Origin of the sequence: Streptomyces sp. NBC_01341, from assembly GCF_035946055.1 — a bacterium.
In the GTDB taxonomy this organism is placed as follows: Bacteria; Actinomycetota; Actinomycetes; order Streptomycetales; family Streptomycetaceae; genus Streptomyces.
The window spans coordinates 5,187,383-5,200,084 of the sequence record NZ_CP108364.1 but is presented as its reverse complement, the minus strand read 5'-3'; the positions used below and the strand labels follow the sequence as shown (position 1 = coordinate 5,200,084).

Genomic DNA, 12,702 nt, shown 5'->3' with positions numbered 1-12,702 from the left:
CACCGGGCCGGTTCCGGGCGCTCCCGGAACCGCCGACGTGGGCCGCCCCGCAGAGAGAGCGTTCCTCAATCCCTACCGGGTCACACCCCGGAGGAGACTTCCGCCTTGGAATCGGAGCCGCCGCCGTCACCGCCGGCCGCCTCGATCGCCTTGTTGCGCCGGACCGAGGACCAGAAGGACCAGGCGATCAGGACGACGCCGACGAGACCGGTGATGATCTCGTTGATCTCGTACTGGATGGTGACGAGCAGGATGATCGACAGGGCGCCGATCGCGTAGTGCGCGCCGTGCTCCAGGTAGACGTAGTCGTCCAGGGTGCCCTGGCGCACCAGGTACACGGTGAGCGAACGGACGTACAGGGCACCGATACCGAGGCCGAGGGCCATCAGCACGATCTCGTTGGTGATGGCGAAGGCGCCGATGACGCCGTCGAACGAGAAGGACGCGTCGAGGACCTCGAGGTAGAGGAACATGAAGAACGCGGCCTTGCCGGCCAGTGCCACCGCGGCAACCGGCTTCCCGGACTTCTTGGCCTCTTCCTCGGCCTCCTGCTCGCGCTCCTCCTCCTCTTCCAGCTTGTTCTCGAAGAACCCGGACAGGCCGCCGACCACGAGATAGGTGATCAGACCGGCGATCCCGGAGAGCAGCACGGTCGACGTCTTGTCGGCGTGCCCGCCACCGTGCTGGTGGGCGTGGGTCGCGAACGTGAGCGCGCTGATCAGCAGGACGATGAGCGCGACGCAGACCGACAGCATGTCGACCTTGCCGAGCTTGGCGAGCGGGCGCTCGATCCAGCGCAGCCACTGGATGTCACGGTCCTCGAAGATGAAGTCGAGGAAGATCATGAGCAGGAACATGCCACCGAAGGCGGCGATCGACGGATGGGCGTCCGTGACCAGTTCCTTGTACATGTCGGGGTCGTTGAACGAGAGGTCGACGGCCTCGATCGGACCCAGCTTGGCGCTGATGGCGACGATCACGACGGGGAAGACCAGCCGCATACCGAAGACGGCGATGAGGACACCGATGGTGAGGAAGATTCTCTGCCAGAAGGCATTCATCTTCTTCAGGATCCCGGCGTTGATCACCGCGTTGTCGAAGGACAGCGAGATCTCGAGGACCGACAGGATGGCGACGACGCCGAATGCCTGCCACCCCCCGTAGAACACCGCTGCGACCAGGCCGAGCGCGGTGAACGCGATCGACCAGCCGAAGGTTTTCAGAAGCACTGGCTACCCCATCGTGTATGTAACGGGTCCCCCGCGCCGTGCGCGGCTTTACGAAACGTTGACCCCGAAGTCTAGAGCGATGCCCCGGAGCCCTGACGCGTACCCCTGTCCCACGGCACGGAATTTCCACTCCCCGCCATAGCGGTAGAGCTCGCCGAAGATCATCGCCGTCTCCGTCGAGGCGTCCTCGGTGAGGTCGTAGCGCGCCAGTTCCTGACCGTCCGCCTGATTCACCACACGGATGAAGGCATTGCTGACCTGTCCGAAGGTCTGCCCACGATTGTCGGCTTCATGGATCGAGACCGGGAAAAGAATCTTGTCGCAGTGCGCGGGCACCTGCGCCAGGTTCACGAGGACGGACTCGTCGTCGCCGTCACCCTCACCGGTGAGGTTGTCGCCGGTGTGCTCGACGGAGCCGTCGGGGCTGGTGAGGTTGTTGTAGAACACGAACCACTCGTCGCCGAGGACCCGGCCCGACTGGCACAGCAGCGCGCTGGCGTCGAGGTCGAAGTCGGCTCCGGTCGTGGATCGTGCGTCCCAGCCGAGCCCGACCAGCACCTGCGTGAGATTGGGTGCGGCCTTGGAGAGGGAGACATTGCCTCCCTTGGCGAGCGTGACGCCCATGGTGTGTCCTCCCCGAGTCGATGGACAGTCGTTCTGGCGGCAGGCGCCTGCCGGACGCGGGGCGCTCTGCCCAGCGCGTCCGGCGCCGCACGTGGTGCGACGCCGGACGCGGTGGAGCCGAAGGGACCGGAGCTGCCTCCGGACCGGATCAGACGTTGACGCCGAAGTCCTGCGCGATACCGCGCAGCCCCGAGGCGTACCCCTGGCCGATGGCACGGAACTTCCACTCCGCGCCGTTGCGGTAGAGCTCGCCGAAGACCATCGCGGTCTCCGTCGAGGCGTCCTCGCTCAGGTCGTAGCGCGCGAGTTCGGTGTTGTCCGCCTGGTTCACCACGCGGATGTAGGCGTTGCGCACCTGGCCGAAGCTCTGCTGGCGGGTCTCGGCCTCGTAGATCGAGACCGGGAAGACGATCTTGTCGACGTCGGCCGGGACGCCGGCGAGGTTGACCTTGATGACCTCGTCGTCGCCCTCGCCCTCACCGGTGAGGTTGTCACCGGTGTGCTCGACGGAGCCGTCGGGGCTCTTGAGGTTGTTGAAGAAGACGAAATTACCGTCGCTGCCGACCTTGCCCTCGGCGTTCGTCAGCAGAGCGCTGGCGTCGAGGTCGAAGTCACCGCCGGTGGTCGTACGGGCATCCCAGCCCAGACCGACGATGACCGCTGTCAGGTTCGGCGCGGCCTTGGTCAGCGAGACGTTGCCGCCCTTGCTGAGGCTGACTCCCACGAGTCCTCCAAAAGTTTTGAGAGGGCCGGCAGACACCAGCACCCCGTCGTGCGTTGGCATCGGATCAACGATCGGATCCTAGTGACCGGTTCCCGGCCAAAACAGGCTTTTGGCCGGTCGCCGCCAGGAGATCCCCGGATCCGGGAGGTCACAAACCCCGGACCCGCACGTCACGGACCCCGGTCACCGCAGCGGGCGGGCGGGGGCTCCACCGGTCAGATGGAGTCGAGCGCCTTGACGTAGTCGTTCAGGTCACGCGCGTCCGGGAGGCCGTTGACGACGGTCCAGCGGACCACGCCCCCCTTGTCGATGACGAAGGTGCCGCGCACCGCGCACCCCTTCTCCTCGTCGAAGACGCCGTACGCCCGCGAGGCGGCGCCGTGCGGCCAGAAGTCCGACAGCAGCGGGTACTCCAGGCCCTCCTGCTCGGCGAAGACGCGCAGGGTGTGGATCGAGTCGTTGGAGACGGCGAGCAGCTGGGTGTCGTCGTTCTCGAACCGCGGCAGCTCGTCGCGGAGCGCACAGAGCTCGCCCGTGCAGACGCCGGTGAAGGCGAACGGGTAGAAGACCAGCACCACGTTCTTGGCGCCGTGAGAACCCTGGAAATCAGAGAGCCTCACGGTCCGCCCGTGGTTGTCCTTCAGCTCAAGATCCGGAGCCCGTGTACCGACCTCGATCGCCATGGAGACGCATCCCTTCACCGGCGTCGCGACTTCCCCGGCATGGTCCGTCCGGGTGACACCCACCCTACGCAGCGGCCCCTCGGAACCCGGTCAGGCCCCACCGGCGCGTACGAAGGCCCCCGGCGGCGTGATGCCGTCCGGGGGCCCCGGTGGTGTTGGAAGAGCCCTCAGCGCTTGGCCTTGGCCCCCTTGGGGGTGACCAGACGGCTGCCCGTCCAGTCCTTGCCCGCGCTGATGCTCTTGGTCTGGGCGAGACCAGCTGTCTGGGCAGCCTCGTTGATGTCGCTCGGTTCGACGTATCCGTCGCGGCCGGTCTTGGGCGTCAGCAGCCAGACCGCCCCACCGTCCTCGATCAGACCGATGGCATCCACCAGCGCGTCCGTAAGGTCGCCGTCCTCGTCACGGAACCAGAGCAGGACGACGTCGGCGACGTCGTCGTAGTCCTCGTCGACGAGTTCCTGGCCGATTGTGGCCTCAATGCCCTCACGGAGCTCCTGCTCGACGTCGTCGTCGTAGCCGATCTCCTGGACCACCTGTCCGGGTTCGAACCCAAGCCTCGCGGCCGTGTTGGTCCGTTCCTCCGCGTGGTCCGCGGTCGCGCTCACGGGTTGCCTCCTGATCATGTTTCGGAAAATGCTTCAGCCACGCGCGTGCGCGGGGCATTGGCCGTAGTCCACACGGGCTCGGCGAATCGCGCAAGTACCCGGCGTCCGAGACCGCCTAAACGGTGACGTTCCCTGCCACGTCGCCGCAGTGTCAGGCATGTCTCCTGCGGGCCCGGAAAAGGAGTCCGGACCCTTTACGTCCTTCCTCAGCTTATGCCGTTTCGCTCCGCCATTCGGATTCGAACGGGCTTTGGGAACGCCTGGCCGGGTCGGGCGTATGGTTGCGGTTTGGGCCGGACCGTCCCCGGGGCGCTGATACTCGTGCCCTGGACACGGCTCCAGCGAACCTTGTGTTACCCCACAGTAGAGATGACGTTTAGGTCCTCGCGGTAGACGATGGAGGCGGCGTACAGCAGCCGCCACGGGGGTACGTTCCCCGCAACCAGGCCCTGAAGAGCACCACCGAACAGCGAAGGAACAGCGTGGCTTCCGGATCAGATCGCAACCCGATCATCATTGGCGGCCTTCCGAGCCAGGTCCCGGACTTCGATCCAGAAGAGACCCAGGAATGGCTCGACTCCCTCGACGCCGCCGTCGACGAGCGGGGCCGTGAGCGGGCCCGCTATCTGATGCTCCGGCTCATCGAGCGCGCGCGGGAGAAGCGCGTCGCCGTGCCGGAGATGCGCAGTACCGACTACGTCAACACCATCGCCACGAAGGACGAGCCCTTCTTCCCCGGCGACGAGGAGATCGAGCGCAAGGTCCTCAACGCGACCCGGTGGAACGCCGCGGTGATGGTCTCCCGCGCCCAGCGTCCCGGGATCGGCGTCGGCGGCCACATCGCCACCTTCGCCTCGTCCGCCTCGCTGTACGACGTGGGCTTCAACCACTTCTTCCGCGGCAAGGACGACGGCCGCGGCGGCGACCAGATCTTCTTCCAGGGACACGCCTCTCCCGGCATCTACGCCCGCGCCTTTCTGCTGGACCGGCTCAGCGAGGCCCAGCTCGACGGCTTCCGCCAGGAGAAGTCCAAGGCCGGGCACGCGCTGTCCAGCTATCCGCACCCGCGGTCGATGCCGGACTTCTGGGAGTTCCCGACGGTCTCGATGGGCCTCGGCCCCCTCGGCGCGATCTATCAGGCACGGATGAACCGCTACATGGAGGCGCGCGGCATCGCCGACACCTCCGACTCGCACGTCTGGGCCTACCTCGGCGACGGCGAGATGGACGAGCCGGAGTCGCTCGGCCAGCTCTCCATCGCCGCGCGCGAGGGCCTAGACAACCTCACCTTCGTGGTCAACTGCAACCTGCAGCGCCTGGACGGGCCCGTCCGCGGCAACGGCAAGATCATCCAGGAGCTGGAGTCCCAGTTCCGCGGCGCCGGCTGGAACGTCATCAAGCTGGTCTGGGACCGCTCCTGGGACCCGCTGCTGGCGCAGGACCGGACGGGCATCCTGGTCAACAGGCTGAACACGACACCGGACGGCCAGTTCCAGACGTACGCGACCGAGACCGGCGCGTACATCCGGGAGCACTTCTTCGGTGACGACCCGCGGCTGCGCGACATGGTCAAGGACATGTCCGACCAGCAGATCCTGCACCTCGGGCGCGGCGGTCACGACCACCGCAAGGTCTACGCGGCGTACGCGGCGGCCAAGGCGCACAAGGGCCAGCCGACCGTGATCCTGGCGCAGACGGTCAAGGGCTGGACCCTCGGGCCGAACTTCGAGGGCCGTAACGCGACCCACCAGATGAAGAAGCTCACGGCGGACGACCTCAAGCGCTTCCGTGACCGTCTGCACATCCCGATCGCGGACAAGCAGCTCGAGGACGGCAACCCGCCGTACTACCACCCGGGCCGCGACTCGGAGGAGATCCAGTACATGCACGACCGTCGCCAGGGTCTGGGCGGTTACGTCCCGACGCGTGTCGTGCGTGCGAAGCCACTGCCCCTCCCTGATGACAAGGCGTACGCGACCGCGAAGAAGGGTTCGGGTCAGCAGTCGATCGCCACGACCATGGCGTTCGTCCGCATCCTGAAGGACCTCATGCGGGACAAGGAGATCGGCAAGCGCTTCGTGCTGATCGCCCCCGACGAGTACCGCACCTTCGGCATGGACGCGTTCTTCCCGAGTGCGAAGATCTACAACCCGCTCGGCCAGCAGTACGAGTCGGTGGACCGTGAGCTGCTCCTCGCGTACAAGGAGTCGCCGACCGGCCAGATGCTGCACGACGGCATCTCCGAGGCGGGCTGCACCGCCTCGCTGATCGCCGCGGGTTCCGCGTACGCCACGCATGGCGAGCCGCTGATCCCGGTGTACGTCTTCTACTCGATGTTCGGTTTCCAGCGCACCGGTGACCAGTTCTGGCAGATGGCCGACCAGCTCTCGCGCGGCTTCGTGCTGGGCGCGACGGCCGGCCGTACGACGCTGACCGGTGAGGGTCTCCAGCACGCGGACGGCCACTCGCAGCTCCTCGCGTCGACGAACCCCGCCTGTGTGTCCTACGACCCGGCGTTCGGGTACGAGATCGCGCACATCGTGAAGGACGGTCTGCGCCGGATGTACGGCGGCGCCCCCGAGGAGAACGAGGACGTCTTCTACTACCTCACCGTCTACAACGAGCCGATCCAGCACCCCGCGGAGCCCGCCGACGTGGACGTCGAGGGCATCCTCAAGGGCGTGCACCGCTACCGCGCGGGCGAGGCGGGCCTGATCCCGGCCCAGATCCTGGCCTCCGGTGTCGCGGTGCCGTGGGCGGTCGAGGCGCAGCGGATCCTCGCCGAGGAGTGGAACGTGAAGGCGGACGTCTGGTCGGCGACCTCCTGGAACGAGCTGCGCCGTGACGCCGTGGAGGTGGAGCGCCACAACCTGCTCCACCCGGAGGAGGAGCAGCGCGTCCCGTACGTGACGCGGAAGCTGTCCGGCTCCGAGGGCCCGTTCGTCGCGGTCTCGGACTGGATGCGCTCCGTGCCGGACCAGATCGCGCGCTGGGTCCCCGGCGCGTACCAGTCCCTGGGCGCGGACGGCTTCGGCTTCGCCGACACCCGTGGTGCGGCCCGGCGCTTCTTCCACATCGACGCGCAGTCGATCGTGCTGGCGGTGCTCACCGAGCTGGCCAAGGAAGGCAAGATCGACCGCTCGGCGCTGAAGACGGCGCTCGACCGGTACGAGCTGCTGGACGTGGCCGCGGCGGGCCCCGGCCCGGCGGGCGGCGACGCGTAACACCCCTGGCGGGGACCGGAGGGCGGCGGGGCTTCACGGCCTCGCCGCCCTCCGGCGTTCTCCCGGTCACCCGCCCCCTCCCGCGGCGCCGGTCAGCTCTCCCAGATCTTGAACGCCCTCACGGTGTACGGCGACCGGGGGACCCAGGTGCCGCTGCCCGGGTACGTCTCGAACTCGCCGGTCTCCGCGCACTCCGCCGACTGATAGGTCGTGACGGGACGACCGGTGCGGTTGACGAGCGCGTGGGCGTGACGGCCGGCCGGGAGCGGGACACAGCTCTCGATGTCGACGGTGGACAGTTCGTGGGTCTGGGTGGCTCCCGAGAAGCCCGGCCTGGTCCAGAGGCAGAGCCGCCCCGCACCGCAGGGTGCGAGCCCGGTGGGTGCGGCCTGCGGGGCGCTGCGGGAGCGCTCGTGCCCTGCGGGTCCGTGGTGGACGGCGGGCGTGACGCCCGAGGCCAGGGCCGTGGCCGGGACGAGCGCGGTGGCCGCCAGGGTGGCGGCGAGAACGGTCGTACGCATGGTGGATCAACCCCCGTGGTCGAGCGGGCCGGACGGCTCGCATGTCCGCACTCTGACCTGCGGGGCAGCGGCCCGGAAAGGGGCGGGGCCGCAGACCACCCTGATAGGCGACAGCCCCGCCGGAACCTTCCGGCGGGGCTGTCGGATGCGCTGGGTTGACGCCCGGAGACCCGGGTCCGTCCGGCGCGGGCCGGCCTGCGGCACGGCGTCAGATATGGCCTGCGCCCATGCCCGCCTCGGCGTTCGCGCCGCGCTTGGTGAGGGTGGCGACGAGCGCGGCGACCACGGCCACGATGCCCGCGACCATGAAGGCGGAACTCATTCCGGACACGAACGTGTCATGAGCGACGTCCGCGATCTTCGCCGCGATCTCCGGCGGGGTGCCCGGGGCGATCGGCGGCATGCCGACCTTGATGGCGGAGGATGCCTGGTCCAGCTGGTCCGGGGTGACCGGCGGAAGCTCCGCGGCCTTCCAGTTGTCGCCCAGCCGCGCGTCGACCCGGGACGCCATCACGGCGCCCAGCACGGCGGTGCCGAGGCTGCCGCCGACCTGCATGGCCGCCTGCTGGAGACCGCCCGCGACACCGGAGAGCTCCATCGGCGCGTTGCCCACGATGACCTCGGTGGCCCCGACCATGACCGGCGCGAGACCGAAGCCGAGGAGCGCGAACCAGAGCGACATGGTCAGCGTGCCGGTGCCGGCGGTCAGTTGCGACATGCCGAACATGGCGACGGCGACGGACACCATTCCGCCGACGAGCGGCACGCGGGGGCCGAACCTGGTGATGGCTGCGCCGGCGAGGGGCGAGCCGACGATCATCATCCCGGTCAGCGGAAGCAGGTGCAGTCCGCTGTCGACCGGGCTCATGCCGTGGACGTTCTGGAGGTAGAACGTGACGAAGAACAGGCCGCCCATGAAGGCGAACGCCATCAGCACCATCAGGACCACACCGGCCGAGAGCGGTACCGAGCGGAACATGGCCAGCGGGATCAGCGGTTCGCGCACGTTCTTCTGGGAGAGCGCGAACACGACGAACAGCACCAGGGAGGCGCCCAGGAAGCCGAGGGTCTTCGGATCCCCCCAGCCCCACTCGGAGCCCTTGATCAGCGACCAGATCAGGCAGAACATCGCCTGGGACAGCAGGACGATGCCACCGATGTCGAAGGACCTCGGCGCGTTGGCGGCACGGTGGTCCCTGAGGATCACGAGTCCGAAGACGAGTGCGATCACGCCGACGGGCACGTTGATGAAGAACACGGACTGCCAGCTGACGTGCTCCACGAGCACGCCGCCGAGGATGGGTCCGCCCGCGGTCGAGGCGCCGATCACCATGCCCCAGATGCCGATCGCCATGTTCAGCTTCTCGGCGGGGAAGGTGGCCCGCAGCAGGCCGAGTGCCGCCGGCATCAGCAGCGCGCCGAACAGGCCCTGCAGCACGCGGAAGACGATCACCAGGAGCACACTGTCGGAGAGGCCGATGGCCGCGGACGCGGCGGCGAATCCGGCGATTCCTATCAGGAACGTCTGGCGGTGGCCGAAGCGGTCGCCGAGCTTGCCCGCGGTGATCAGGGAGACCGCGAGGGCGAGCATGTAGCCGTTGGTGATCCACTGGACGTCGGCGAGCGAGGCGCCGAGGTCCTGCTGGATGACGGGGTTGGCGATCGCGACGATCGTGCCGTCGAGCGCCACCATCATCACGCCGATGGCGACGGCGAAGAGCGTCAGCCAGGGGTGGCCGCGCAGCCCTTTCGCCGGTGCGGGGACAAGGGCGTCCTGAGGCTCCCGCGGCGCCTTTTCGACTGTGGTCTGACTGGTCATGCGCAGGAGATTATGTCAGCGACTGACAGTCGACAAACCAATTCACAGGACAGTAACCGTCATGTAGCGCACAGGTAGGCTGATCTGCGCAAAGCAGTGGAAAGAGGTCCAGCACGTGACACGCAGGCAGACATCGGGTCCCGCCCCCGGGGCTCCGGCCGGATTGCGCGAGCGCAAGAAGCAGCGCACCCGCGAGGCTCTGCTGCGGGCCGCCCTCGGACTCTTCGCCGCCCAGGGGTACGACTCGACCACCGTCGACGAGATCGCCGACGCGGTCGAGGTCTCCCAGCGCACCTTCTTCCGCTACTTCGCGAACAAGGAGGCGGCCGCCTTCGCCGTGCAGGACGCGATCGAGGCACGCTTCCTCGTCGAACTCCGTCAACGGCCCGCCGCGGAGACCCCTTTCGAGGCGATGCGCCGCTCGATCCTGATCGCCTGGAACACCGTCCCCGAGGCGGCCGGGAGCGACGAGACGGCCGAACTCCGGATCCGCACCTACCGGATGATCGAATCGACCCCGTCGCTGCTCGCCGCCCACATGCGGCGGAGCGTCGGCCTGGAACGGCAGACCACCCTGGTGATCGCGGAGCGTGAGGGCCTGGATCCGGAGGCGGACCCGCGCCCCCGGGTCGCGGTCGCGGCGTTCGCCGGGGTGATGCGCCTGACCGGCCAGCTGTGGAGCGGCAGGCAGGACGGCGGCCTGGAGGCACTCGGGGAGCTGACCGAACTCCACCTGGATCACCTCGGACCTGCGCTCTCCGAGAGGTGGCGCGCCGCGTAGGATCACGCTTACCCGAAGCTCACACATGTGCCGGACACCTCATCGCGGCAGCATGGCCGAACTCACAACGCTCGGAGCTTATCGGGCATTTCGGACACTAGATCACAGCTGAGGGCGTCTCAGTGTGCGGCCGCTGCGCACGGAGCGTGAGAGACGGGTAGTCAATTCCCCGCGCACGAGTGATCCGTGTCACCCCTGCCACGACCTCGGGTGCGCGTCTCCTAGGGTGGGGCGCAGTGACTTCCTTCGACTCCTCCCCCACGCTCACCGCATGGCGCGCGCTGCTCGCCATCGCGGTCGTGTTCGTGATGCTGGCGACCACCGGATGGACCGCCGTGCGTCACCAGCACGCAGCCGCACCGCGCGAGATCGCGCTCGCCTCCTGGGCGAAGGACCGTATAGCCGGTCACGCACTGCCGGACCCCGGAGCCCCCGCCTACCGGCTGGCCCACTTCTTCGCGACGCTCACGGCGGGCCAGCAGGTCGCCCTCGCCGACAAGTACCCGCTCGTGGTGGGGAACCTGAACGGCGCGCCGTCCGACCTGCGCTACCGGGCCAACCGGCACGCCCTGGCGGACGCCGAGACGGCGGAGCAGCAGCGCGCGAAGGACCTGCGGCTCTCGCCGGACGGGCGCCGGCAGGCCGTGCTCCGGCTGGAACGCTTCCGTTCCCTCCTCACGGGGGACCGCCAGATCCTGGCCTTCGACCCCTCGGGGCGCGGCCGGGCGGCCGAGGTGTTCGGCGACCTCGACCGGGCCGACCGGGTCTCGGTCGTGGTGCCGGGGGTGGACACGAATCTGCTGACCCTGGAGCGCACCGGCCCCAAGACGAACGCGGCGCCCGTCGGCATGGCGCGGTCGCTGTACGGCGCGGAGCGCTCGGCACGCCCCGGCTCCCGCACGGCCGTCATCGCCTGGGCGGATTACACGGCGCCCGCCGGCATCGGCATGGACGCGGTGCTGGGAGGGCTCGCCAAGGAGGGTGCCAAGCGGCTGAACGCGCTGGTGAGCGGGCTGCCGGGGCTCTCGCACGTCACGCTGGTCTGCCACAGCTACGGCTCCGTTGTGTGCGGGGTCGCCGCCCGCGGCCTGCCGTCCAGGGTGTCCGACATCGCGGTCGCGGGAAGCCCGGGGATGCGCGCGGACAACGCGGCCGCACTCCACACCCGGGCGAGGGTCTGGGCGATGCGGGACAGCGGCGACTGGATCGCCGACGTGCCCAATCTGGCGGTCGGCGGACTGGGCCATGGTGCCGATCCGGTCGATCCGGACTTCGGTGCGCGGATCGTGTCCGCGAGCGGCGCGACCGGGCACAGCGGCTACTTCGAGCCGGGCACGGAGAGTCTCGACAACTTCGCCGCGATCGGCGTGGGCGCCTACGACTCCGTCAGTTGCGCGAATACCGATCAGGCGTGCCACCGGGAAATCTCCGGTGACGCGGACGGCCGACGCGCGTAGAAACTCGTCCGAAGCGCGTGAAGACGGCGAACGGCCTGCCCGATTTCGCCTGTACCGAGGGGGGACGTGCGGGGCCGTGCCACATACGATGAGGCACATGGGTGATGTGCTGGCCGGAATTCATGCCACCTGGGAGTTCGACACGGACTCCTTGCTCATCCGCTTCGAACGGGGGATCCGCGCGCCGAGGCTCTATCAGAGCCTGCGTGAACGCCGCATTCCGTACGCGGCGTTGTCGTCGGTGACGCTGACCCCCGGCAAGCGGAGCACGGTGGTTCTGCACGCGGTGCCGAGACCTGGTGCCGATCCGCTGCTGGAGGCCGCGGCCGGGCAGCTGAAGGAGGGCTGCGACCCCTACCGCCTGGTGCTGCCCGCCGAGCGGGAGACGCTCGCCGACTACTACGCCGACGAACTGCGGTCCCTGCTGGGCCCGGAGGCCTCCCTGCCCGCGGAGCACTTCATGGTGACGGCCCCCGAGGCGCCCATGCACTTCAAGGCGTACGACGGCCGGGCGGGGTTCGACGGGACCCTGGTCTCCTTCCGCTGGTACTGGACGGGTGCGTCCAGCGCCAAGTGGAAGGCGGGCGACCAGACGTTCCCGGTGGCTGACCTGGGCGGGATCGAGTGGCGCTCCCCCGAGGCGTTCGAGGGGTATCTCCGGCTGGTGCCGCGCGGCGCCCTCGCGGACGCCTCCGGGGTGGACACGGCTCCCCACCCGGCCGCGCCGCGCGTGCAGCCGGACCAGGACCCGGCCTCCGTGGTGTTCGGCCTGGGGTACGGGCAGGTCCACGAGTCGCTGCCGTTCGCCGCCGCGGTCCTGGAGTCCGTCCGCCGGACCCAGTCGGTGCCGGTCACGACGGCGCCCGTACCCGTGGGCGGCCGGCGCGACCCGGCGGACATCGCGGAGCGGATACGCCACCTCGGCGACCTCCACCGGGCGGGTCTGGTCACGGATGCCGAGTACACCGCGAAGAAGACGGAACTGCTCGCCGACCTGTAGAGCGCCCGACGGGCTTCGGGAGTCGAACTCCCCGC

At 68.9% G+C, this 12,702-nt stretch carries 11 protein-coding genes; 4 read left to right on the top strand and 7 right to left on the bottom strand.

All coding sequences use genetic code 11. From position 1 onward, the window contains the following. Window positions 1-80 precede the first annotated feature (80 nt). The 5 genes from OG206_RS22830 to OG206_RS22810 form a co-directional block, all read right to left on the bottom strand. Window positions 81-1,229 carry a DUF475 domain-containing protein gene (locus OG206_RS22830; protein ID WP_327119008.1) on the bottom strand — a complete coding sequence of 383 codons (1,149 nt, stop codon included), beginning with the start codon at window positions 1,227-1,229 and terminating at the stop codon, window positions 81-83. Between the two features lie 48 nt (window positions 1,230-1,277). Next, complete coding sequence (locus tag OG206_RS22825; RefSeq protein ID WP_327119006.1) at window positions 1,278-1,853, bottom strand: TerD family protein; 576 nt, start codon at window positions 1,851-1,853, stop codon at window positions 1,278-1,280. Window positions 1,854-2,001: 148 nt separating this feature from the next. Then, complete coding sequence (locus tag OG206_RS22820) at window positions 2,002-2,577, bottom strand: TerD family protein (RefSeq protein WP_327119004.1); 576 nt, start codon at window positions 2,575-2,577, stop codon at window positions 2,002-2,004. Between the two features lie 215 nt (window positions 2,578-2,792). Then, on the bottom strand, window positions 2,793-3,260 hold the full coding sequence (locus tag OG206_RS22815; RefSeq protein ID WP_327119002.1) for a peroxiredoxin: 468 nt from the start codon (window positions 3,258-3,260) through the stop codon (window positions 2,793-2,795). A gap of 167 nt (window positions 3,261-3,427) precedes the next feature. Then, window positions 3,428-3,865, bottom strand: a complete 438-nt coding sequence (locus OG206_RS22810; RefSeq protein ID WP_056784969.1) for a DUF3052 domain-containing protein — start codon at window positions 3,863-3,865, stop codon at window positions 3,428-3,430. Between the two features lie 482 nt (window positions 3,866-4,347). Between OG206_RS22810 and aceE the strand changes: the two genes are divergently transcribed. Next, on the top strand, window positions 4,348-7,089 hold the full coding sequence (aceE, locus tag OG206_RS22805; RefSeq protein ID WP_327118998.1) for a pyruvate dehydrogenase (acetyl-transferring), homodimeric type: 2,742 nt from the start codon (window positions 4,348-4,350) through the stop codon (window positions 7,087-7,089). Between the two features lie 92 nt (window positions 7,090-7,181). Here aceE and OG206_RS22800 read toward each other — a convergent pair whose 3' ends face one another. Together OG206_RS22800 and OG206_RS22795 are read right to left on the bottom strand one after the other, a co-directional pair. After that, window positions 7,182-7,610, bottom strand: coding sequence for a peptidase inhibitor family I36 protein (locus OG206_RS22800; RefSeq protein ID WP_327118996.1), 429 nt, complete (start codon window positions 7,608-7,610; stop codon window positions 7,182-7,184). A gap of 208 nt (window positions 7,611-7,818) precedes the next feature. Then, on the bottom strand, window positions 7,819-9,306 hold the full coding sequence (locus OG206_RS22795) for an MFS transporter (protein WP_442805956.1): 1,488 nt from the start codon (window positions 9,304-9,306) through the stop codon (window positions 7,819-7,821). Between the two features lie 238 nt (window positions 9,307-9,544). Between OG206_RS22795 and OG206_RS22790 the strand changes: the two genes are divergently transcribed. From OG206_RS22790 to OG206_RS22780, 3 genes are all read left to right on the top strand, one after another. Then, on the top strand, window positions 9,545-10,210 hold the full coding sequence (locus tag OG206_RS22790; RefSeq protein WP_327118992.1) for a TetR family transcriptional regulator: 666 nt from the start codon (window positions 9,545-9,547) through the stop codon (window positions 10,208-10,210). Between the two features lie 236 nt (window positions 10,211-10,446). Next, window positions 10,447-11,667: an alpha/beta hydrolase gene (locus OG206_RS22785; protein ID WP_327118990.1), complete on the top strand. Its 1,221-nt coding sequence runs from the start codon at window positions 10,447-10,449 to the stop codon at window positions 11,665-11,667. 97 nt (window positions 11,668-11,764) lie between these two features. Next, window positions 11,765-12,667, top strand: a complete 903-nt coding sequence (locus OG206_RS22780) for a DUF4429 domain-containing protein (protein WP_327118988.1) — start codon at window positions 11,765-11,767, stop codon at window positions 12,665-12,667. Window positions 12,668-12,702 lie beyond the last annotated feature (35 nt).

Bases quoted from the DNA above. Each gene is read 5' to 3' on its own strand.
- OG206_RS22815 (WP_327119002.1), bottom strand. From the start codon at position 3,260: ATGGCGATCGAGGTCGGTACACGGGCTCCGGATCTTGAGCTGAAGGAC.
- OG206_RS22800 (WP_327118996.1), bottom strand. From the start codon at position 7,610: ATGCGTACGACCGTTCTCGCCGCCACCCTGGCGGCCACCGCGCTCGTC.
- OG206_RS22795 (WP_442805956.1), bottom strand. From the start codon at position 9,306: ATGATGGTGGCGCTCGACGGCACGATCGTCGCGATCGCCAACCCCGTC.
- OG206_RS22780 (WP_327118988.1), top strand. From the start codon at position 11,765: ATGGGTGATGTGCTGGCCGGAATTCATGCCACCTGGGAGTTCGACACG.
- OG206_RS22825 (WP_327119006.1), bottom strand. From the start codon at position 1,853: ATGGGCGTCACGCTCGCCAAGGGAGGCAATGTCTCCCTCTCCAAGGCC.